Here is a 22,492-nt window from a genome sequence, read left to right on the forward strand (position 1 = left end):
TTGGCGCTGGACTAAACAAAGGCCCCCTTTTAGGGGGCTCACACAAAGCCACCTTCTTTAGAAGGTGGTAATTTACTGTCGCAATCTAATGATCTCACAGGCTTATCTTGGCAAGGTTAGGCGTAACAATAAAACTTATCAATGAGTGTGATTTTCTTTATGCTCCAGCCTCTCACTATCAGACTAATCCGATTGTTTGATGAACTCTTATCAAGTATAAATATTTCAATAAGGTATATGATGAATAAAAAAGGAATTTGGTATTCATGAGGTATACCCCAACTCTTAAGTTAAGCACACGGCTGGTGGCCTTTGTCACCATGATCGTTATCTGCGCCATGTTTATCTTGTTTGTCGGTGGCACCCTCTCTTTTAAACGTCTTGGGCAGGAATATCTCACCCATTATTTAGAAGGGATCGTAGAGGTGGTCGACAAGGAGATGGAAGATCCTGACGCCGCTTATTCTATGCAGCGCTGGATGCCGAAAATGCTGCAGGCTTCCAATATTGTCGAAATGACGTTGTCGACTAACAACGCCGTTGTTTATCGCTTCAAAGATACTTCTCATCAAATGGAAGCGTCAGTCTTGTTTGAGGCAGAGTACCAGCTGACTCACAATCAAGATTACACGATTCACTTTAAAGCAATTCCCCCTTACTTAGGTTACAGCTACTCAATGCAGGCGCTTTGGTCGATCACGCTTGCCGTGATATTGATCATCTTCTGCTTAATGCGCGGCGTGGCATGGCTTAAGGAGCAATTAGAAGGCTCCGAAATGCTCGAAGAGCGAGGCAGAATGATCCTGGCTGGTAGGGTGGAGCAGTATGCCAAAGGTGACAAAAAAGAATGGCCTTACACCGCCAGTGAAGCGCTCGATGTATTAATCGAAGAGTTACAAGATGCGCGTCAAGAGCGAAGCCGATTTGATACCTTTATTCGAACTCAAACCTTCCTTGATAAGCTAACCGGTACCGCTAACCGAGTGTTATTTGATAGCAAGTTGGAATCGGCGTTACTAGAAAGTGGGGCTCGCGGCGCCGTGTTGCTAGTTCGTATTCAAGACTGGAAACTGGTTGAAGAAGAGCAAGATAAGCAAATTACGGATGAGTTTATTGTTGAAGTTGGGAGTTTATTGTCCAATTTAGTTCAACGATACCCAGATGTTGTATTTTCCCGTTATTACGATGCTGATTTTGCGCTTTTTCTACCGCACCAAAGTGCGAAAGATGTGGCTAACCTTGCCTCGCAATGCATTCGCCAGTTAGAAAAGTTAATGCCGCCAGAGCCACTTGATCCAGACAACTGGTGCCATATTGGCATCACCACTTATAAAGAAGGTGAGCGACACAGCCAAATCATTGATGAAGCCGAGACTGCTTTGCGTAGTGCGCAACTACAAAATAACAATAATTGGAGTCGCTTCAAAAAATGGAACCACGATGAAGAAGCTCGCGGAAGTGTGAGGTGGAGAACGTTATTTGACACAGCACTTACACCTGAAAGTGTGATACTCTACGCACAATCTGTGCACCCAATAAGTGACGCGACGCATAAAAAATCATTATATGAAGAGTTAACATGTCGGATTCGCGATCCTGAGAATGGGATTGTTAAAGCGTCTCGGTTCATTTCTGCGATCAGACAGGTTGGTTATGAAGCGCAAATGGATAAGTCGGTTATTAATAAATTCTTAAGAGAGTTTAAGGATAATTTTGATAACTCAAGATCGTATGCGCTCAATTTGAATGTAACGCCATTTTCTAACCGAGAGTACTTTAAATGGTTTCGTGATGAACTCTTACAGTTGTCACGTGAGCAGAGAAAGTGTCTCAGTTTTGAGTTTGTTGAAGCACAATTTGTAAGACACTTAGACTTTATGCGACCAGTCGCTAAAATGCTGGCCGGTTTAGGGTGCCACTTAATGGTTGGGCAGGCTGGGCGTACCATCGTCAGCACTCACTATTTAAAAGAAGTGGACATTCGTTACCTTAAACTTCATCGCAGTTTAGTAGCAAAAATCGACCAACGACATGAAAACCAGCTATTTGTCCGCAGTATGCTAGGTGCGGCGGCAAACAGTAAAACTAAAATTATAGCAGTGGGAATTGAGAATCAGAACGAGCTCAACACATTAATTGAGCTCGGGGTTTATGGTGGGCAAGGGCGTTACTTTTCTGCGGAGCAGCAGTTTCTTCCTCGTCCCCAAGCGTTGCCGAATTCTCAATCAGAATCCCAAGTTAAATTGGGAAGACGAAATCGCTGGCGGAAAAAATAAAGATAATAATCATGGATTTCAAAGCACTATTCGACAAGCTTAAGCGATCATCTAGTGGTGGTCGCTCCTGCTTTTTGGTTATTCAGCCAGACGCCGTTTATTTATCATCTTCAATCAAAAGTAGTCGTCCATACCAATTTGATATTTCTGAGTCCAATTGGGAAAAAGCCGTTGAGCAAGCATTGAGCGTTGCAGCGAGTGCGTATGATTCATTAACGGTTATTCTTTCTCATAACTATTACCAGATGTACCAAATTGACAAACCGGTCATGCCGCGTCAAGAATGGCCAGCTGCATTACCGTTTTTGTTGAAAGAACTGATCTCTGAGCGTGCCATCGACATTATTGCCGATGCGGTCGAGTTACCGAATTCAACCAAAGTGCAAGCATACGTCTTATCGCGAAAAATATTGGATAAGATTGTGTTACTGGCCAGCCGAGCCCAGTTACCACTAGAAGCCATTCTTCCTGAAGACGATATTTGGGGAGAGACTGCGGGTGAACTAGGAAACTTCCTATTATTACAACGCAGTGTGCGTGGTCATTTCCGTATAAGCGCTTTTGTCGAAAATACTATTGCGTTCCACCGCTCTATTCGCAGTGTGACGCCACCATTAACGGGGGTTCCGTCTAGCGATTTACAGATGGACAGTCTGTCGTTAGAACTGCAACGTTCGATTGATTATCTTTCATCTCAGTTACGCCATGTGCAATTACATCAATTGAAAGTGTGCTGCGATGAAGAGGATGAGAGCGAGCTTGTTCAGGCTCTTAATTACCGTTTAAGCACTAAGGTTTCACCGTTATTACCACCAGAACATGAGCTATCAGGACATGTTTTGGCTGACACTGCGGCTACTTCAAATACTCGACGCGTCAACTTATATCCCGATTACTTAAAACCGAAAAAAGAGCTCCTGACGCTAAAAAATATCGCGTTATCTTGGGGCGTTGCGGCGGCTGCAATTCTATTTTCTTACGGTTATGTCACTTGGCAGAGCAGCGGTTTGGAAGATGAGATTGCTATTGTAAAAAGTAAAGGCGATATCATGAAGTCAGAGCTTGAACGTTATCAAGTCAAGCTACGTAAACATCAACCTGACAATAATAAGCTGGCAGCTAAAGCCCGCTTAGAGCGTGAAGTCAAGGCGAAGCGAGACTCGCTTAAAGCTGTCGGGAAATACGATGACTCGCAACGCACGGGTTACTCTGGCGTGATGCAATCATTAGCGAAGCTAGGAAACCAAGAAATTTCTTTGTCCGAAATTCGAATCAATACCCATACCTTAGACCTGAAGGGGCTAGCGAAACAACCGAGCTCAGTGCCAAATTGGGTTAGCCAATTTAAAAACGAAATTAGCTTGGTTGGTCGAACGTTTGACGACGTCAAAATAGGTCGAAATGATAAGGATATTGTGACGTTTGAACTAAAAACGCGCGAGGATAAAGAGAAATGAACGAATTCTGGCTCTCATTAGAAGGGCGCTTTGGCGAAATGAGTACGCGTGAAAAAGTGCTCACCGCATTGTGCGGTTTAGTTGTCGTGATCATGTTGCTCTTTACGCTGGTATTGGAGCCAAAGCTTAACGAGATCATCAGTAATGAGAGGCAACTAAGTAATTTAAAGCAAGCCAATCAAAAGATTGAAATCGATACGCTACGTATTCAGGCGCAACTTAAGAAAGATCCAAATGCTGAGATTGATCGCGCGATATCTAATCTGTTAGCTGAGAGTCAGCATCTTTCGATGCAATTAGCGGAGATCATCGAGCATCTTATTACACCTTCGCAAATGGCTGAGCTGCTTGAAAATGTGTTGGAGCAGCAAAGTGGCATTCACCTTTTGTCTCTGCAAACCTTGCCATCTGAGCCAATAACGGAAGATAAAGAAGCATCGCAATACTCTGGTTACTACGTGCATCCTGTTCGTATGGAACTGACTGGTGACTATTTTTCTATTGCTAATTATCTGAATAAATTGGAGAGCCTTCCTGCGAGTTATTACTGGCGCAGCTTTAGTTATAAAGTCGAAGAGTACCCGAAAGCGAAGCTTGTGTTAGAAGTCTACACACTAGGATCTAGAGAGGAGTTTATTGGTGGTTAACAAACTCATCATCTCATTGCTTGTTATGGCTGCGGCAGGAACCGCTTGGGCAAACCAGGACCCAACGGCCCCACTTGGTTGGGAAAAGCCAGCGGTTGAAACGTCAGCGAAACCAAAAGTTAAACGGTATCGACTGCCTAAGCTCACCAGTATTGTGTGTAAGCCAAGTACTGATTGTATCGCGATTATGGATAACAAACTTGTCGAAAAAGGCGAGCTATTTAAGGGTTATCGCGTCGCGAGCATTAATAGTGAATTTGTAACTTTAAAGCGTGGTAACCGTCAGTGGGACCTAGAGCTTTTTGATTTAAACGTAAAACAATAATAACCAGAGCCCGATCAGATATGCGCAAATTAGTTGTAGGAATAACGATTGCTTCTTTAATGGGATGTTCAATGGGTCATCGGAATCCAGTGGAAGTTAAAGAAGCGCTCAATGAATCGATCAATCAAGCGAACAGCCGCACATTGGAAGAAATCCCTTCTTCTGTTGAGGCAGACTTGATGCCAAATTTAGACTCGAACGTTGCATCAGAGCAAGGCACCTCGAAGCGTTTTCGTATTCAAGCGAATGCGGTCGATGCAAGAAGCTTTTTCGCTTCGTTGGTGAAAGGCACAGAGTACAGTGTGGCGATTCACCCATCGGTACAAGGTAATATCACTGTCAACTTGTCAGATGTGACATTGGATGAAGTTCTGAATGTCGTACAGAATATGTATGGCTATGACGTGGTGAAGTCTGGCAAAGTTATTCAAATCTACCCAGCAGGTATGCGTACGGTGACCATTCCAGTCGATTACCTGCAGTTCAAGCGTTCTGGTCGCTCATTAACCAGCATTGTTACGGGCTCTGTAACCTCGGCTGGTACGTCTAATTCTGGTGGTAGCTCAGACAGTTCTGACTCGTCAGACTCTAACAATGGAAACAACAACGATAGCTCGACCACATCTACGGGTGGTACACGCATTGAAACCATCACTGAAAGTGATTTCTGGCCGATGCTGCAGCAAGCTGTTGCGAATCTAATTGGTTCAGGCAAAGGGCAAAGTGTGGTTGTAACGCCACAAGCGGGAGTTATTACGGTTCGAGCATTTCCAGATGATATTCGCGAAGTACGCGAGTTCTTAGGTGTATCGCAGGAGCGCATGCAGCGCCAGGTCATTCTTGAAGCTAAAATCCTAGAAGTGACGTTGAATGATGGCTACCAACAAGGCATCAACTGGTCAAACTTATCGGCGTCAATTGGTAACTCGGGTAGTATCGTAGTCAACCGCCCTGCGTCGACATTACCACCATTGGATGCGATTGGCACGCTATTGGGCGGTCAAACCAACGTGACTATTTCGGATGGTAACTTCAATGCCGTGTTGAGCTTTATGTCTACGCAAGGTGACTTGAACGTCCTTTCGAGCCCTCGTATTACCGCTGCCAACAACCAAAAATCTGTCATCAAGGTCGGTACCGATGAGTACTTTGTTACCGAGCTATCGAGCAATGCAGGCAACGGTGAAAACTCAAATGCAGTTCCTGAAGTGGAACTGACGCCATTCTTCTCGGGTATTTCCCTCGATGTAACTCCGCAAATTGATAACAAAGGCAATGTGTTCCTGCATGTTCACCCCGCAGTTATTGAAGTCACGGAAGAAGTGAAGCAATTGAACTTGGGCGGAGATTTCCAAAACATCCAACTGCCATTAGCGAAAAGCTCTATTCGTGAATCAGACTCGGTTATTCGTGCTAAAGATGGCGATGTTGTGGTTATCGGCGGGTTGATGAAACAGCAAAATCGTGAGCTTGTTTCTAAAGTCCCATTTTTGGGCGATGTACCAGCACTGGGGCATTTGTTCCGCAACGTGAATAACGTAACTGAGAAAACAGAATTGGTCATCTTGCTAAAACCGACCGTAGTTGGCGTGAACTCTTGGCAGAAAGAGCTAGAGCGCTCTCGTGATCTGCTGCAAGAGTGGTTCCCAGATGCGCAATAAGCGCTGGGAAAGGTTCTGTTTTTCAATAGGTTTGTGATTCGAGTATGTACTTGTCACACTTTGGATTCCGAGTTCAGCCTTTTTCGTTAACCCCAAATACAGAAATGTTCTTGGGGTTAGTCCCTCACTATGAGGCGATCCAAACCATCCTAGCTGCCGTGCAAATGGGAGAAGGGGTGATTAAGGTGACGGGAGAAGTCGGCACTGGAAAAACCATGGTATGCCGTAAGCTGATCGAGCAGATTGAATCTGAAGTTGAGCTTATTTACTTACCCAATCCAGTGTTGAATGGGGAACAGTTGCAGTTTGCTGTCGCCAGAGAGTTGGGTATCGAGAACGATGATCCGCTGCGCATCGTTTCCCTCATTCAAGAGCACTTGATTCAAGTACATTACTTGGGAAAGAAAACCGTCTTGATCGTTGATGAAGCGCAAGCTCTTTCCCCACAAGCTTTAGAAACATTACGTCTATTTGGCAATCTAGAAACGGAACAAGATAAGCTCATTCAATTGGTGTTATTCGGACAACCTGAGTTGGATGAAAGATTGGCTAACCATGAGCTAAGGCAATTTCGTCAACGCATTACGTTTAGTTGCCAGTTACGTCCTCTCTCTATCGATGAAGGCGTGGCTTACATCAATAATCGTTTAGATAAAGCAGGCAATGGGGCGCACATTTTTTCTATTGAACAGAAAAAAGCGATTTGGCGTTCATCCATGGGGATTCCGCGCTTGATAAACCAAATTAGCCACAAGTCGTTGCTTGCTGCATTTAATGAGCGTTGCACACTATTGAAAAATCATCACGTTTACGCCGCTATGCACGATACGTTTGATGCCCGTAAACCTAAGTTTAAAACACCCGTATTTTGGGGATGGAGTCAACCTTGAGTGCCATCAATAAAGCATTATCAGAACTTGCTGAAAAAACATCGCCGTCAGAGCTTACTCGTGCGGAGATTCCAAGTGTCTCACGCAGTAAACCTTGGCTTTGGCTTGTCGCCGGTTTTTCGTTAAGCCTTGCGGTTGGTAGCTGGGCGGTCTCTCGCGGTCCTGTCCCTTCAGGCGAGCTATCACAGTTTCAAACCGACGCTATGCCACTGTCGTCTGTGAATGTCTCACCAATTGTTTCATCGGAGCGCACTCACTCGCCAACGAGTAAAATGACGCCCGATACAACTCAAGTGGTTTACACCAAACTAGCCACACAGCCGGTAGCGCAACAGCCTCACATGCAAGAGACTGATAGGTTCACGCCAAGATCTGAGATAAATATCGCCTCTGATGATGCAGTTTTACTCGCGCAGTTAGCAACGATGCCGAGCGAGGAGCAATACGATCACGTAACCCACACAACATCAGAAAACAGCTCAATGCGTATTGAGCAGGTTGAGCTTACTCACCGCCAATTATCTCTTAAAGCGGTTAGCCGAGCGGAAAAAGCACTGGATGCTAACGATATGCAAACGGCGTTATCGGCTTATGCCGAGGCGTTGCGTTATGAGCCAATGAATGCAGACACGCGTCAAAAGTTATCAGCGTTGTACTTTGGTAAAGGTGACACGCGTAAAGCATATGAGATTATTCAAGAAGGTATCAACCTAGATACGAACAACCAAGTACTCCGCTTGGCCTTGTCTAAGTTGTTAGTGAAAGCTAATCAACCTGAAGCGGCGCTGAGCCCGCTTGTTCATTTGCCTCCAGTACCAAGTCGAGATTACTTGGCGATGCGTGCGGCATTGGCACAAAAACACAAGCAAAATGACATTGCGCTTGAGAGCTATCAACTCCTCACTCAGCGTGAGCCGGAAAACGCGCGCTGGTGGTTAGGTTTGGCTATTCAACAAGAGCGCGCCCTGGCTTTTACTGCCGCGATTAACTCTTACAACCAAGCTCTGGGTAAAGTTGGCATTTCGAATCAATCGCAAGCATTTATCCGTGACCGTTTGAACATCTTGAAAGAGTTGGAGAGCGCACAATGAAAATTCAGTTGAGAAAACGCTTGGGCGATCTTCTGGTTGAGGAAGGTATCGTCTCTGAAGAACAAATCCAGCAAGCACTAAACGCACAACGCAGTACCGGGCAGAAGTTAGGGGATGCGTTAATTGACCTTGGCTTTATTACTGAAAAGCAAATGTTGGACTTCTTGTCTCAGCAGCTTGGTTTGCCACTGATCGATCTTGGTCGTGCACCTGTGGATGCCGAAGCCGTGCAGATTTTACCTGAGGTACACGCTCGTCGCTTACGTGCGATGGTCGTTGCTCGAAATGGGGACACCCTGCGCGTTGCTATGAGCGACCCTGCGGACTTGTTCATCCAAGAATCATTGATGAACTTGTTGGGCCAATACAACCTTGAGTTCATTGTGGCTTCAGAGCGTCAGCTCATTTCAAGCTTTGACCGCTATTACCGCCGTACTAAAGAAATAGCCTCCTTTGCTGAGCAGCTGCATGAAGAGCATAAAGATGTACAAAGCTTTGATTACGGTATTGATGAAGCCGATAGTGAAGAGGTTACCGTTGTAAAGCTGGTTAATTCCATGTTTGAAGATGCGGTACAGGTTGGAGCTTCGGATATTCATATTGAGCCAGACGATCAAGTATTGCGTTTGCGCCAGCGTATTGATGGCGTATTGCATGAAACGCTCTTAAATGAAGTGAATATTGCATCGGCTTTGGTTCTTCGACTGAAGTTGATGGCACACCTAGATATTTCTGAAAAGCGCTTGCCACAAGATGGCCGATTCAATATCAAAGTTCGTGGCCAATCAATTGATATTCGTATGTCGACGTTACCAACGCAGTACGGAGAATCTGTGGTAATGCGTCTGCTTAACCAGTCCGCTGGTTTGCGTCCGTTAGAAGAGTCAGGCTTGCCGCCAGACTTGCTTGCTCGCTTGCGTCGACAGTTGGCGCGTCCGCACGGAATGATTTTGGTTACCGGGCCGACAGGTTCCGGTAAAACCACCACGCTTTACGGCGCATTGAGTGAGCTCAACGAACCTGGGAAAAAGATCATTACAGCAGAGGACCCGGTTGAATATCGTCTGCCTCGCATCACTCAGGTACAGGTTAACAGCAAGATCGATCTAACTTTCTCGCGTGTTCTTAGAACCTTTTTACGTCAAGACCCAGACATCATTCTTGTTGGTGAGATGCGTGACCAAGAGACGGTAGAAATTGGTCTGCGAGCTGCACTAACGGGTCACTTAGTATTGAGTACTCTCCACACCAACGATGCTGTCGACAGTGCGTTACGTATGATCGACATGGGTGCGCCGGGTTACTTGGTTGCTAGTGCAGTCAGAGCTGTGGTGGCGCAGCGTCTTGTGCGCCGAGTTTGCCCCGATTGTAAAACAGAAGACCACTTAGATGAGTCTCGCCAGCAGTGGTTAGCTGGGCGTTTCCCAAATCAAGTTAGCACCATTTTTTATAAAGGCGCAGGTTGCCAAAACTGTAACTTGACTGGTTATCGAGGCCGAATCGGTGTGTTTGAAATGCTCGAACTTGAGCAAGAGATGATGGATAAATTGCGCGCCAATGATGCGGTTGGCTTTGCGCAAGCCGCGCGCCGCTCAGAAAACTATAAGCCACTGCTTGCTTCTGCAATGGAACTGGCGCTACAAGGCACCGTCAGTTTGGATGAAGTGATGACCCTAGGTGAGGGTGATGCTTCTGGTAAGACTGATCCCATTTTCATATAGGTAAGTGAATGCCAACTTTTCGTTATCAAGGCCGCACGCTAGACGGCTCATCCACTAACGGCAAAATCGAAGCAGTGAACTCAGAAGCTGCGGCGGAAGCATTGATGAATAAAGGGGTCATCCCGCTCAATGTACGTTTAGAGAAAGAGTCGGCAAAAAGTCAAGTGAGCTTGTCTAAGCTGTTTGTGCCTGCTATTCCGTTGGAAGTAATTATTCTTTTCTCTCGCCAGTTGTTTAGTTTGACTAAAGCTGGCGTACCTTTGCTGCGCTCTATGCGTGGCTTGTTGCAAAATTGCGAAAACAAACAGCTCAAAGAGGCGCTAGAAGATGTCGTTTCTGAACTGAGTAATGGTCGAGGTTTGTCTTCTGCGATGCAGCAACACAGTAAAGTATTCAGCCCACTGTTCGTTTCTATGATCAACGTCGGTGAGAATACGGGTCGGCTTGACCAAGCGCTATTGCAACTGGCGAATTACTACGAACAGGAACTTGAGACTCGCAAACGCATTAAAGCGGCGATGCGTTATCCAACGTTTGTCATTATCTTTATCACCATCGCCATGTTTGTATTGAATATCTTGGTGATCCCTGAGTTTGCATCGATGTTCACGCGCTTTGGGGTTGAGCTACCATTGCCGACGCGTATTTTGATCGCGACTTCTAATTTCTTTGTTAATTATTGGGTGTTGCTGGTTGTGGCAATGATTGGCGCGTTTACGGTGTTCAGAGCGTGGGTGGCGACGGCTGATGGTCGGGAGAAGTTTGATAAGTTTCGCCTTCGGCTGCCAATTGTAGGCGATATCGTTAATCGTGCGCAGCTTTCTCGTTTTGCCAGAACCTTTTCGTTGATGCTGAAATCAGGTGTGCCACTTAACCAGTCTTTGGCTTTGGCCGGGGAAGCATTAGGGAACCGTTTTTTAGAAAACCGAATTCTTGAGATGAAGTCCGCGATTGAAGCGGGTAGCACCATTTCAGTGACGGCCATCAACAGCAAAATATTCACCCCATTGGTGATTCAGATGATTGCAGTAGGTGAAGAAACTGGTCGTATTGATGAGTTGCTGCTGGAAGTGTCGGACTTTTACGATCGAGAAGTCGATTACGATCTAAAAACACTGACCGCAAGAATAGAACCATTACTTTTGGTGATTGTCGCAGGCATGGTCATGGTGCTGGCATTGGGTATCTTCTTACCAATGTGGGGAATGCTCGATATCATCAAAGGCGGCTAATAGGTGGTTGAAAATCAAAGCCGAGCAACGCTTATTGTGTTTGGGGTTATTGCTACGATTATGGCGGTGGGTTTGGCGGTCAAATTACGTCCTGTGACCGAGCAAGCACAAGTAACTGGAGCGAAGTTAGCGAGAGTTTGGATGCAAGATAGTGTTCAGCGTTATCGTCAAGCTTGGCTAGTACAAGGCGAGCCAGAACATATGCTGATGGATGGCTTAAACCTTACTATGACTGAGGGCGGGTTAGTGTCTCCTTTTACTCAGCAAGGTGTATTAGATTGTGGTTATTGGCTAGCGGTGCATTACCCCCAACGTAAAATAATGACCAACAAGTTAATAGATATCAGTGGAGCCATCAAAACTGATCGTTATGTATGTCACTACACTTATGAAAATGGTCAGTCGATTGTAGTTATCTCAACTGCTAATCAACTGAAAATAGACGTCGAAATGTCGGCGGAGTGAATTTTTTGACACCTAAGCACTATAATTGGTAATGAAAGTCGGTATAATGCAATCATTACCATAAGTAACAGGCTGTAATAGTGGGTAAACAATAATGTGTTTTTCTCATTGCAGCATGAACTGAATAATGGCGAATCGTCATTCTGCTCAAGCGGTAGATACAGTATCCACTTCACGGTCAGTTTTAGTGAACGTTGCTGCCCCAAACCGTTTTGACAATATCCAAAATGGTCGCGTGACCTAAACAAAACTTTGCAGTTGTACTGCATGCTTACATAGAGAGAGTAAACAATGAAAAGACAAGGTGGTTTCACCCTTATCGAATTGGTAGTGGTAATTGTAATCCTAGGTATTCTAGCGGTCACTGCAGCACCACGTTTCCTTAACCTGCAAGATGATGCTCGCAAAGCTTCATTGCAAGGTTTGAAAGGTGCCATTGATGGTGCGTCCGGTATTGCGTATGGTAAGGCTGCAGTAGAAGGTAAAGAGACTATCGACGCTAGTAAAGCTGATGAAGATGATAAGCCTGAAGTAGAAGGAATTAAAATAACTTTTGGTTATCCAACGTTTGAAGGCTTAAAAACTGCTGTAACAGGTTTGTCTGATGATTGGGATGAAATTACTGTAAATAACAATAAAGCATATACATTTAAAGGTAAAAAAGCGGATAGTGATTGGGTATATGACCCAACAGGTACTAAGGAAAATGTAGGTTGTTACGTTGGTTACATTGAAGCAACAGGTACAACAGCAGATAAGGCTGCCAAAACTGTAATTGCTAGCGACAAGTGCTAGATTATTCTGTAAAGGTCAGTCGTTTTGGCTGGCCTTTGTCTCTTTATTTTGATTAATCTCGGAATAATTCATATGCGTAAATCATCGGGTCTTAGTGCAATAGAGTTTGTAGTTGTGCTGATTATCTTAGGTGTGATCGGTTATGTGGTATTACCAAGATTTATCAGCTTCGAGCCAGAAACTTACGAAGCAAAGTGGGAGCAAACCAAGCAAACCGCTGAGCACGTTTCTGAAACGCTGAGCAATAAAGAAACTTACGATCGAATTGAAGAAGAGATTGGTCGTTCAAAAGGGCAAAATAACTAGACATTGGTTATTTGTTCGTCTGTTCACACTTCGAATCGAAAAATTATAAACCTATCATTAATCTCATAATTTCATCGTATACTTATCTCGCTTGTTCTAAGCCTAAGGTTGGGTTATGAAAATTCGCAGCTCTGCATTAGGGTTCACGTTAATGGAGTTAATCCTCGTGATTGTTCTCCTCTCTATCCTTTCACTTTTTGCAGCCAGCCGTTTTATGGGCTCTGGCAGTTTTTCTGCATATGCATTACAAGAACGTGTGATTTCTGTGATTCGCCAAGTGCAGGTGAATCGTATGCAGTCGAATGTTGAGAAACCTGATGATAACTTTCGTTTGCAAGTTTCTAGCTCATGTGTTGGTTCAGTTGCTGCCTGCGCACTAATAGGTAGTGCACAAGATGCCCGTAGTGACGTGGTTATCGATAAGTCCGCAAAGTTTTCCGTTATCAGCGGTGCCGCAAATACAATTAATTTTAACCTTCTCGGCAATCCTGTAAGTGGTGCTGTAAACATCTTAATTGAAGATAAACATGGTCGAAGCCGCTGCCAAGTTGAAATTAATACTCAAGGCTATGTTTCTAAAGGAACATGCTCATGAAGAAATCTAGTGGCATGACTTTAATAGAAATGATCATCGCGATTGTTTTAATGGGCATTGCGATGGTGGCGTTTACTTCTTTTCTTGTCCCTCAAATTCGAGATTCCGCCATCCCTCATTATCAAACCCGCGCGGCCGCATTAGGCCAAGGTTTCATGTCTCAGATATTGGCGCGAGGCTTCGATGAAAACAGCGACTTTGATGGTGGTTTAGTACGCTGTAGTGAGACTGTCCTTGGTGGTAAGGATTGTTCCACAAGTCTTGGGGCAGATAGCGGTGAATCAAACCCAGCTAGTTTTAATGATGTCGATGACTATATCGGTTGCTGGTATACACAAGGTACAAAGGCCAGCTGTAACTCTACGCCGTTATACGAGCTGAGTAACGTTCTTGGCACGTCTATGGCAAATGATTACAAGAACTTTCGAGTTGAAGTGAAAGTGCAATACGTTGAATCAGATGGAACGGGTGTCAATAATCCTTCACAGGAAGATATCACGCCTTATAAACGAGTCACTATGACTATTTACGCCGGACAAACACAGCCTTTAACACTGTCTGCGATAAGGGGAAATTACTAATGAAAAATTGTGGTTTCACTTTAATAGAAATGGTCATCACTATTGTGATTAGTAGTTTTATCATGCTCGGAATTGCTGGTTATTTGCAGTTAGGAGCAAAGGGCTATGCTGATACTATTGATAGGCAGAGACTACAAACTCAGGCGCAATTCGTTATTGAGAAAATATCTCGAGAGATTCGTCATGCGGTGCCGAATAGCTTTTTTATTGATGAGAGTGAAAAAAACTGCCTGATTTTTATGCCTATAGAGCACTCTGGTTTTTATGCGATTTCTGGTAATGATATACAGTTTGTGGTGGGTTTTTTTGGTAATAATGCTCCCGAATTTGATAGTGGCTTGAAAATGGTGATTAACCCAACACGGTTAAGTGATTTAACCTCATCCACTCATAGTGTTGATGTCGGAGCCCTTTCTCCAGATTCGAATAAATCATACAAGATCATTAACGGCGCTAGTTCAGTAACTAGTCGCTCCGTTTCTAATCGACACTATCTCTATGATCCATCTAAGTCAGTGAAATATTGCTTTGTAGGCACACAGATACAGCGTAACGGCGAAATAATTGCCGACAATCTTATTTATGTTGATGATCAATCTCAGAGTTATTTCAAATATGACGATACATCGCTTCATCGAGGCGGGCTCGTGCATCTGAGGTTCGTGTTTGAACAGTCCGGTGAAAGTAGTGTGTACCAACAAGATGTGCAGGTGCTGAATGTTCCATAATAAGCAAAAAGGCAATGTGTTAATTGTGACGCTCTTTGTCATTATCGTAATGGGGTATTTGGCTGCGTCACTAATGAAAGTGACTTGGTCTAATCAAAGTGGTTTAACTCGTGATTTTTTGGGTACAAAAGCATGGTTTACAGCCCAATCGAGTAATGATTGGGTGTTAACAAAGTTTTATCCACTGGGTCTTTCGCCAGCGGTTTCTGTTAACTGTGCCGCTATAAGTAGCGGCAGTGTCACTATTCCTAGCAGTCTGATAGATCCGAAATGTGAGGCGACTCTAAAATGCAAGTCTGTTGGTCAGTTACCGGATACCAATAGTGGTAAAGATATAAGTTTATATGTTGTTAGAAGTCTGGCCGTTTGTGGCTCGGGCTTATCAAAAGTTCAGCGACAGCAAGAGATTTGGGTAAGGGAGTAATAATAAGAATGAAAAAACTGATTTTCTTAGCCTTGATATGGATGACGAGTACGGCTAACGTCCTCGCGAAAGAGTACGATATTACTCCGACATTGATTAGGGAAGGCTGGGGCTGGAAATGGGTCGCTACTAATAGTCCATGCCCAAATAGCGGTTCTTATACTGGCAGGCGGCTGTCTTCTTATAAGTGTTCAAGTAATGTTACGTTGAATGATGGCGATAGCATTATTACCGGAGGCCCCACATCACAGTTATATTTGGAAGGTTACTCTACGTTTAAGGGAAATAATACGATTGGTAGTGCTGGTAGGAACCTTTCTTTAGATCTGGAAAGGAACTCTTTCACTGCCAATGGACTATACGTTTATGGTCACGTGGATAACGGCAGTTATATTGAACTAAATCAATCAACGATATTAGGCTCATTAAGAAGTTCTACCAATGGAATCAAACTTACAAATGCTAACATTGGGCAGAACGTTTTAGCAAAAGCGCAAATAAGTGGCAGCGCAAGCAATATTAGCGGATATGTTGTAAGTGACAATGGCGGCGTAACATTTAGTGCCGTTAATGTTGGTTCATATATCGAGGCTAAGAATCAAATAACAGTTACAGATGGATCCATAGGAGGGTATATATTGTCCTCTAATGGTGGTGTGGAAATTACAACATCAGGTGCTACCAAACTAATAGATGGTTATATAAGCGCTAAAGAGGCGGTTAAGGTGACCAACTATAAAGTTAACCAGTCTATCTCTGCTGGTGACTATATTGAGTTAAATAACTCAAACGTCACTGGAAGCCTGACTTCTCAAAGCAACGGAAGTTCTTCGATTGCTGTGTCCAATAACTCGTCGATTTCTGGTGATATTCTTACTAAAGGCTACGTTAGTGTTTCTCATTCAAGTGTGGATGGGAATGTTGATAATACACAGGGCAGTAACCAGAGCATGGCTATCGTCAGCAGTCGAGTTGGAGGCAACATTACAGCGAAAGGCTATGTCGACATTCAGTACTCTCAAGTTTCAGGTGTTGTGTCGAGCACTAATGAAGGTGGTCAGGTCAAGAACTCAAAAATCAAAGGTAATGTTGATGTTAAGAAATATCTTCATGTGATCGAAAGTTCCTACGTATGTGGTGTCGCTTCCAGCTCGCATGAAGGGGCAAATATTAGTAATTCATATGTAGGTGATGACGTCTCTACCAAGAAATACTTGCACGTGACTAACTCTTCTGTTTTTGGTACTGCGAGTGTGAAAAATGAGGGAATGGCGTTATCGTCGGCTAAAATTCTTGCGGACGCCAAAGCGATTGGTTTCCCTACTCACAAAGACGTAAGTATTGCCAGTAACTCAACGCTTTGCGGAACCGCAAACTCTTCATACTCTTATAACGGTAAATTGGTTGGTTATTGCGGTCTAAATGATACGAGCTGTGATACATCTCAAACTCGAGGTACATGTCCCGTTGAAGTTGGTGAGAGCTCTCAATACAAAGATTTCTACGACTATTGTGGAATGACGCCACCAGGCCCTGACCCAGAGCCTATTCAATGTGAATCGTTGCCACCTGAAGATTTTGACTCAGGCTCTCTTACAAACTGGTCTGTGATGGGCTTTAAGAATAGTGCTAAACCGAGCATTACTGGTGGCAAGTTTAGGTTATCAAGCAACCAATATAATCAAGCAACAGCATCAGCCTACAACTATATCTTCCCATCTGATGATAACGTTATGCAGGTGGAGTTTAATCACTATGCTCATTCAAATACCACACGACCTGGTGCAGATGGGGTTGGTATCGTTTTTTCTGACGCAAATGTCCCACCAGCGACAGGTGCATTTGGTGGACCTTTAGGTTTTGGTGTAAAACCCGGTTTAGAAGGTTTTGCCGGCGGTTGGTTAGCATTTGGTATCGATGAGTATGGTAACTTCTCGAATGAAGGCAGTTATTATGAGAATGACTATGGCCGTCCAGGTCGTAGCCAACAATCTATTGCTATTCGCGGAGCAGGTTATAAGAAGACAATCCAGTACAACGGTCAGTCCAAAGAAGGTTGGTTTGGGGGCTATAAATTTATTAAAAATAATACAGATGTTGGTGCACTTGATGTATTCGGAACTTATTACAATGGCCGAGGTGAAGATGAGGTCCACCGTTACAGAATGACTGTAGACTCTCGCAAAACCGTTAAAAACCGAGCGAGCGGAGTTTGGGTTTCTATTGAGCGTCAAATTGATGGTGGTCGCTGGGAAACGTTAATCAAATCATTCAATGTTATGAATGGTTATGGACAGTCTATTGCTCCAGAAAACTTCCGTATTTCTGTAACTGCATCGACGGGGTCATATACCAATATCCACGAAATTGATGATTTCCAAGTTTGTGCAGATAAATACAAGAAGTTAACGGATGGTATCCATCACTTTGAATTTGACTATTCAGGATCCGGTAGTACGTGCCAGCCTTCGAAAGTCACGCTAAAAGCATGTATGAATGAAAGGTGTACTCAAACCTATCCAGAAGATGCAGCCGCAAGCGAAGGCGAGTTAGAACCATTGACAGTTACTTTACTGCCATCATCCACCAATAGCGTCGCTAACTGGGTAAATGGAGAGCAAGAAAAGCTCACGGACATTACTTTCAACAATTCAGTTGATCTTCTATTACAGGGGTATAAAGCCGGTACGGTTACGATGGGAGTCGCGAATAGTTCGGTACCTCAGTTTGGTTTTGAAGGAGCGCGTTGTCGCATCAATAACGGTGATGAATTGTCCGTCGAGAACTGTAATGTGTTGTTTTCTCAAAACGTACTCGGAGTAAACATAGGGGATGTGGTTTCGGCTAGACAATCTGCCGGTACAGATCATCTTTCATTCTGCTCATCACATGTAAAAGCTGGGGGCGAAAGCCGAGATGTTACTATGAAAGTGACTCACGAGATTGCACCCGTCGATAAAACGAAATCTGTTGAGGTATGGTACAAAAAAGCGGGTGACAGCAATGCTAAATGGAGTGGTCATACCGTATTGCAACCTCAAGTTGCTAAGTCTTTGTCCGATGTCTACTTTGATTCAAATGGTAAAGCTTACCTCAAAGTTAATTATAAAGAGGTTGGTAAAATCCGTATCGATGCGAAAGTTAACGACGTGAAGGATTCGGCGGGCTTTGCATCATTTGTGAGTTTCCCTGAGAAGTTAAGTCTGAACGTAAGTGGTAATGGTGCGTGTTTACCTGATTGCAAAAGCTATATTCCAGCAGGACAAGAGTTCACAATGCAGGTAACAGCATATCAATCAGACGGAGAAGTTGCCCGAAATTACCAAGAGTCGCATATTAGTATTGATCATGTAGTGACTTATCCAGACCCGACAACGAGTGTGAACAAGGGTAATGTTGTGAATGGCTCGTTACTAACAGAAAAGCTACCAGAAGACGCTAAGTGGGTTAGTGGTTCCGTGTCTTTCAAGCAGTCTGTTGATGAAGTAGGCTCATTCGAGTTTACCGCTACTGCCCCTGTTGGTGGTGAAGGGGAAGCATTCTCTACCTATCTGGGAAGCAGCACGTATAAGATTGCCGATGCAACGCTCAATGTTGGACGTTTCTACCCTAGTAAATTCAATGTTTACAGTAGCGATCAAACAACTTCGTACAACAACATATGGGATTACCCAAATGGCCAAGCATTTGCTTATATGGGACAGCCTTTTGGGTTAAAACAGTTCTACGTTGAAGCATTGTCGAAAGGAGACGGTGCCTTACATAATTACGCGTATTTTGATGCACGACACCAAGCTAAATTTAACTTGTACGAAGATAACTATGCCAATGTTAATAGGTTCAGTGCGCCGGGCACGTACACTGGTAACTGGTTGAACGGTAGTAAAGGTCCCTATGTTTCAGGGCAAAGTGTCGGGAAATATAGCGCGAGTGGACTGGTGTGGAATAAAGTAGTCACTAAACCTGACGGCCCATTAAATTACTTAGAGAATTCTTCAGATACGTCTATTTCTATTGATCTTTCCTCATCATCAGTAGATAAGGTTGGTGTGACTATTGGTACCAAGGAGCTATTTGTCCAGCCGGATTTACGCTTTGGCCGAGTTAATTTGGCTGATGTCGGCGGTAAGCAAGGTGATAACAACAAACCCGATTCACTTAAATTGCAGGTACCTCTAACAGTGGAATATTGGAAAGATGGTCGATTCGTGACAAACATTTCTGATAGTCAAACTACTATTTATGGTGTGAGAGAGAAATTCGAGCATAAATGGAAAGGTAATGAGCCTGACTCTAAGTATGTAGATGTGAGCTTGAACGGTGGAGGTGTCGTTACCAAAGGTACTTCAAGAAGCATTGTCGCGGTCGAAAGCGAATCAAACCGTCAGCAAACGGAATTGTGGCTAGATCTTACCGCGGGATCTAATCATCTCCCATGGCTCAAATACGACTGGGTAAAAGAACCTGCCGGAAAAGCTCCTGCCGAAGAAAACCCATCCTCCGTCGTCACCTTTGGTATTCATCGAGGTAACGATCGCGTGATTTACCGTGGTGAGCCAGGGTTAACCGGACAGTAACAACTTAGGTTTTTGCCCTTAAGTTAGGAAACTGCAAGAAATTGAGGCTTTCTGCTCATGTTTGTGTACCAATACCTTGCTGTGACAGCGAGGCATTGGTACATTTAGAGCAATTTTTGTCTTCTATATTTTTGCAGGATGAGCGAAGAGTATGTTTAAGAAACTTCGTGGCATGTTTTCTAACGATCTATCTATCGATTTAGGTACAGCCAACACTCTAATTTACGTAAAAGGGCAAGGAATTGTCCTTGATGAACCTTCTGTAGTTGCTATTCGTCAAGATCGTGTAGGTTCTGCAAAAAGCGTTGCTGCAGTCGGTCACGCAGCAAAACAGATGCTTGGTCGTACACCTGGCAACATTTCCGCTATTCGCCCAATGAAAGACGGCGTAATCGCTGACTTCTACGTAACCGAAAAAATGCTTCAGCACTTTATCAAGCAAGTGCACGATAACAGCATCCTAAAGCCAAGCCCACGTGTTCTTGTTTGTGTTCCTTGTGGTTCTACCCAAGTTGAGCGTCGCGCAATTCGTGAATCAGCACTTGGTGCTGGTGCGCGTGAAGTTTACCTAATCGACGAGCCAATGGCGGCGGCAATTGGTGCTGGTTTACGCGTATCTGAGCCGACAGGTTCAATGGTGGTCGATATCGGTGGTGGTACAACTGAAGTTGCCGTTATCTCTCTAAACGGTGTGGTTTACTCATCGTCTGTACGTATCGGTGGTGACCGCTTTGATGAAGCGGTGATCAACTACGTACGTCGTAACTACGGCAGCTTGATTGGTGAAGCAACGGCTGAAAAGATCAAACACGAAATCGGTTCTGCTTACCCTGGTGATGAAGTTCAAGAGATTGAAGTTCGCGGTCGTAACCTTGCGGAGGGTGTGCCACGCAGCTTTAGCTTGAACTCAAACGAGATCCTAGAAGCGCTTCAAGAGCCGCTATCTGGCATCGTATCAGCAGTCATGGTTGCACTAGAACAGTGTCCACCAGAGCTTGCTTCAGACATTTCTGAAAACGGTATGGTACTAACCGGTGGTGGTGCACTACTTAAAGACCTAGACCGTCTACTAATGGAAGAAACTGGTATTCCTGTGGTTATCGCGGAAGATCCACTAACGTGTGTTGCGCGTGGTGGCGGTAAAGCACTAGAAATGATCGACATGCACGGTGGCGATCTGTTCTCTGAAGAATAAAGGTTTAGGTGAAGCTCATGTCGGGCTTCACCTTCATTTCTGCTCTCTCTGTAATTCAAACATGCTCCATACCTAAAAGTATTTAGTTAAGTATTTTTAGGTTGCCAAGTAAGGCTCAATAATCATGGAAGCAATCAGGTCAAAAACAAGATGAAACCGATTTTCGGCAGAGGTCCGTCTCTGCAATTACGTCTGTTTTTTGCTGTCATCGTGTCGGCGAGCTTAATGCTGGCCGATAGTCGTCTAGATACGTTTTCCAACGTTCGATACCTACTAAACAGTATGGTTGCACCGATTCAGTACGCAGCGAATTTGCCTCGTAGTATGTTCGATGGCGTATTTGAACGTTTTAATTCTCATCAGGCATTGGTTGAAGGCAATCGCAGCTTAAAGCGAGAAGTGCTACGCCTGAAAAGCGAGCTTATCTTGCTCGACCAATATAAAGAAGAAAACCAACGCTTACGTAAGTTGTTAGGATCTTCATTTGTCCGTGATGAAAAGAAAGTCGTGACAGAAGTAATGGCGGTTGATACTTCACCTTATCGTCATCAAGTGGTGATCGATAAAGGCCGTATTGATGGTGTTTACGTTGGTCAGCCTGTTATCAATGAGAAAGGCATCGTTGGTCAGGTCACGTTTGTCGCAGCGCACAACGCACGTGTTCTGCTGCTAACGGACGCGAAAAATGCAATTCCTGTCCAGGTGATCCGCAATGATATCCGAGTGATCGCATCGGGCAATGGTGAAATGGATGAAATCCAACTGGAGCACATTCCAACCAGCACAGATATTCAGGTTGGTGATTTATTGGTGACATCCGGTTTAGGTGGCATTTACCCTGAGGGATATCCAGTCGCGACGGTTACCAATGTGGATCACGATACGCGTCAAGAGTTCGCCTCAATCAAGGCTGAGCCGGTTGTGGAGTTTGATCGCTTACGCTACCTACTGCTGATTTGGCCGAATGAAGACCGTCAACACAAAGTACTGCGGTCCAATGTAGATGAAGGGTTAGAGCAAGAACAAGAGGTAACCGATGGCCAATAATGTATTGAGTAGCCGAATGGTGATTGGCGTCAGTTTCTTCGTTGCGCTGGTACTGCAAACCATTCCATGGCCAGGTGTGTTAGATGTGTTACGCCCTTCATGGTTGTTCCTTGTTACGTGTTATTGGGTGTTGGCACTACCGCACCGAGTGAACGTCGGAACTGCGCTAGTGTTGGGCTTATTATGGGACATTTTGATCGGCTCAACGCTTGGAATTCGTGGCATGATGATGTCGATCGTTATCTACCTCGTGGCGCTGAATTTCCTGTTGATTCGCAACATGGCTTTGTGGCAACAGTCGATTTTAATTGCCTTTTTTACTGCGTTATTGGAAGTTCTGATATTCTGTGGGGAATATTTGAACCAAGACGTAGTATTTAATCCATTATCTCTGTGGACGGCGGCAATAAACTGTATACTTTGGCCATGGATGTTTTTATTAATGCGACGAGTTCGTCGTGCATGGCACGTAAGGTAAA

General features: G+C 44.4%; 20 protein-coding genes. All 20 read left to right on the forward strand.

All coding sequences use genetic code 11. The features are described 5' to 3' along the window. Nucleotides 1-266 precede the first annotated feature (266 nt). The 20 genes from csrD to mreD all read left to right on the forward strand — a co-directional run bounded on the left by csrD (nt 267) and on the right by mreD (nt 22,491). Complete coding sequence (gene csrD / locus R7Q47_RS17165; protein ID WP_005381201.1) at nt 267-2,276, forward strand: RNase E specificity factor CsrD; 2,010 nt, start codon at nt 267-269, stop codon at nt 2,274-2,276. A gap of 11 nt (nt 2,277-2,287) precedes the next feature. Continuing rightward, a complete protein-coding gene (locus R7Q47_RS17170; RefSeq protein WP_154204998.1) occupies nt 2,288-3,733 on the forward strand; it encodes an MSHA biogenesis protein MshI in 1,446 nt (481 codons plus the stop codon). Then, complete coding sequence (gene gspM / locus R7Q47_RS17175; protein WP_005381197.1) at nt 3,730-4,380, forward strand: type II secretion system protein GspM; 651 nt, start codon at nt 3,730-3,732, stop codon at nt 4,378-4,380. The genes R7Q47_RS17170 and gspM overlap by 4 nt, the downstream gene beginning before the upstream one ends. Further along, nucleotides 4,373-4,705, forward strand: coding sequence for an MSHA biogenesis protein MshK (locus R7Q47_RS17180; protein ID WP_154204999.1), 333 nt, complete (start codon nt 4,373-4,375; stop codon nt 4,703-4,705). Before gspM ends, R7Q47_RS17180 begins: the two co-directional genes overlap by 8 nt. A gap of 20 nt (nt 4,706-4,725) precedes the next feature. Next, on the forward strand, nt 4,726-6,366 hold the full coding sequence (gene mshL / locus R7Q47_RS17185; RefSeq protein ID WP_005388471.1) for a pilus (MSHA type) biogenesis protein MshL: 1,641 nt from the start codon (nt 4,726-4,728) through the stop codon (nt 6,364-6,366). Nucleotides 6,367-6,410: 44 nt separating this feature from the next. Continuing rightward, nucleotides 6,411-7,256, forward strand: coding sequence for an ExeA family protein (locus R7Q47_RS17190; RefSeq protein ID WP_053303467.1), 846 nt, complete (start codon nt 6,411-6,413; stop codon nt 7,254-7,256). Continuing rightward, complete coding sequence (locus R7Q47_RS17195) at nt 7,253-8,347, forward strand: tetratricopeptide repeat protein (RefSeq protein ID WP_195723068.1); 1,095 nt, start codon at nt 7,253-7,255, stop codon at nt 8,345-8,347. Before R7Q47_RS17190 ends, R7Q47_RS17195 begins: the two co-directional genes overlap by 4 nt. Next, entirely contained in the window at nt 8,344-10,068 is a 1,725-nt protein-coding gene (locus tag R7Q47_RS17200) for a GspE/PulE family protein (protein ID WP_005381188.1), read from the forward strand. The genes R7Q47_RS17195 and R7Q47_RS17200 overlap by 4 nt, the downstream gene beginning before the upstream one ends. Nucleotides 10,069-10,076: 8 nt before the next feature. Further along, entirely contained in the window at nt 10,077-11,300 is a 1,224-nt protein-coding gene (locus R7Q47_RS17205) for a type II secretion system F family protein (protein WP_005381186.1), read from the forward strand. A gap of 3 nt (nt 11,301-11,303) precedes the next feature. After that, complete coding sequence (locus R7Q47_RS17210; protein ID WP_154205001.1) at nt 11,304-11,765, forward strand: MSHA biogenesis protein MshF; 462 nt, start codon at nt 11,304-11,306, stop codon at nt 11,763-11,765. Between the two features lie 291 nt (nt 11,766-12,056). Then, the gene (locus tag R7Q47_RS17215; protein ID WP_017821317.1) at nt 12,057-12,560 is read left to right on the forward strand and encodes a type II secretion system protein; all 504 of its coding nucleotides are present in this window, start codon (nt 12,057-12,059) and stop codon (nt 12,558-12,560) included. A 72-nt stretch (nt 12,561-12,632) separates the two neighbouring features. Continuing rightward, entirely contained in the window at nt 12,633-12,866 is a 234-nt protein-coding gene (locus R7Q47_RS17220) for a type II secretion system protein (protein ID WP_005388453.1), read from the forward strand. A 115-nt stretch (nt 12,867-12,981) separates the two neighbouring features. Further along, nucleotides 12,982-13,461 (forward strand): type II secretion system protein, encoded by a 480-nt coding sequence (locus R7Q47_RS17225; protein WP_048626843.1) that lies wholly within the window; start codon nt 12,982-12,984, stop codon nt 13,459-13,461. Further along, the gene (locus tag R7Q47_RS17230) at nt 13,458-14,042 is read left to right on the forward strand and encodes a prepilin-type N-terminal cleavage/methylation domain-containing protein (RefSeq protein WP_017636196.1); all 585 of its coding nucleotides are present in this window, start codon (nt 13,458-13,460) and stop codon (nt 14,040-14,042) included. Before R7Q47_RS17225 ends, R7Q47_RS17230 begins: the two co-directional genes overlap by 4 nt. Then, nucleotides 14,042-14,770 (forward strand): PilW family protein, encoded by a 729-nt coding sequence (locus R7Q47_RS17235; RefSeq protein WP_042523494.1) that lies wholly within the window; start codon nt 14,042-14,044, stop codon nt 14,768-14,770. Before R7Q47_RS17230 ends, R7Q47_RS17235 begins: the two co-directional genes overlap by 1 nt. Next, nucleotides 14,760-15,194 carry an MSHA biogenesis protein MshP gene (locus R7Q47_RS17240; protein WP_225497107.1) on the forward strand — a complete coding sequence of 145 codons (435 nt, stop codon included), beginning with the start codon at nt 14,760-14,762 and terminating at the stop codon, nt 15,192-15,194. Before R7Q47_RS17235 ends, R7Q47_RS17240 begins: the two co-directional genes overlap by 11 nt. 8 nt (nt 15,195-15,202) lie before the next feature. Next, entirely contained in the window at nt 15,203-19,771 is a 4,569-nt protein-coding gene (locus tag R7Q47_RS17245; protein ID WP_318089269.1) for a DUF6701 domain-containing protein, read from the forward strand. A 151-nt stretch (nt 19,772-19,922) separates the two neighbouring features. Further along, nucleotides 19,923-20,966, forward strand: a complete 1,044-nt coding sequence (locus R7Q47_RS17250; protein WP_005381144.1) for a rod shape-determining protein — start codon at nt 19,923-19,925, stop codon at nt 20,964-20,966. A 150-nt stretch (nt 20,967-21,116) separates the two neighbouring features. Next, a complete protein-coding gene (mreC, locus tag R7Q47_RS17255; RefSeq protein WP_005381142.1) occupies nt 21,117-22,013 on the forward strand; it encodes a rod shape-determining protein MreC in 897 nt (298 codons plus the stop codon). Beyond that, on the forward strand, nt 22,003-22,491 hold the full coding sequence (gene mreD / locus R7Q47_RS17260; RefSeq protein WP_005381141.1) for a rod shape-determining protein MreD: 489 nt from the start codon (nt 22,003-22,005) through the stop codon (nt 22,489-22,491). The genes mreC and mreD overlap by 11 nt, the downstream gene beginning before the upstream one ends. Nucleotide 22,492: the final 1 nt, after the last annotated feature.

This window comes from Vibrio sp. Vb0349 (genome assembly GCF_033338975.1).

Bases quoted from the DNA above. Each gene is read 5' to 3' on its own strand.
- csrD (WP_005381201.1), top strand. From the start codon at position 267: ATGAGGTATACCCCAACTCTTAAGTTAAGCACACGGCTGGTGGCCTTT.
- R7Q47_RS17170 (WP_154204998.1), top strand. From the start codon at position 2,288: ATGGATTTCAAAGCACTATTCGACAAGCTTAAGCGATCATCTAGTGGT.
- gspM (WP_005381197.1), top strand. From the start codon at position 3,730: ATGAACGAATTCTGGCTCTCATTAGAAGGGCGCTTTGGCGAAATGAGT.
- mshL (WP_005388471.1), top strand. From the start codon at position 4,726: ATGCGCAAATTAGTTGTAGGAATAACGATTGCTTCTTTAATGGGATGT.
- R7Q47_RS17190 (WP_053303467.1), top strand. From the start codon at position 6,411: ATGTACTTGTCACACTTTGGATTCCGAGTTCAGCCTTTTTCGTTAACC.
- R7Q47_RS17200 (WP_005381188.1), top strand. From the start codon at position 8,344: ATGAAAATTCAGTTGAGAAAACGCTTGGGCGATCTTCTGGTTGAGGAA.
- R7Q47_RS17205 (WP_005381186.1), top strand. From the start codon at position 10,077: ATGCCAACTTTTCGTTATCAAGGCCGCACGCTAGACGGCTCATCCACT.
- R7Q47_RS17215 (WP_017821317.1), top strand. From the start codon at position 12,057: ATGAAAAGACAAGGTGGTTTCACCCTTATCGAATTGGTAGTGGTAATT.
- R7Q47_RS17220 (WP_005388453.1), top strand. From the start codon at position 12,633: ATGCGTAAATCATCGGGTCTTAGTGCAATAGAGTTTGTAGTTGTGCTG.
- R7Q47_RS17225 (WP_048626843.1), top strand. From the start codon at position 12,982: ATGAAAATTCGCAGCTCTGCATTAGGGTTCACGTTAATGGAGTTAATC.
- R7Q47_RS17230 (WP_017636196.1), top strand. From the start codon at position 13,458: ATGAAGAAATCTAGTGGCATGACTTTAATAGAAATGATCATCGCGATT.
- R7Q47_RS17235 (WP_042523494.1), top strand. From the start codon at position 14,042: ATGAAAAATTGTGGTTTCACTTTAATAGAAATGGTCATCACTATTGTG.
- R7Q47_RS17240 (WP_225497107.1), top strand. From the start codon at position 14,760: ATGTTCCATAATAAGCAAAAAGGCAATGTGTTAATTGTGACGCTCTTT.
- R7Q47_RS17245 (WP_318089269.1), top strand. From the start codon at position 15,203: ATGAAAAAACTGATTTTCTTAGCCTTGATATGGATGACGAGTACGGCT.
- R7Q47_RS17250 (WP_005381144.1), top strand. From the start codon at position 19,923: ATGTTTAAGAAACTTCGTGGCATGTTTTCTAACGATCTATCTATCGAT.
- mreC (WP_005381142.1), top strand. From the start codon at position 21,117: ATGAAACCGATTTTCGGCAGAGGTCCGTCTCTGCAATTACGTCTGTTT.
- mreD (WP_005381141.1), top strand. From the start codon at position 22,003: ATGGCCAATAATGTATTGAGTAGCCGAATGGTGATTGGCGTCAGTTTC.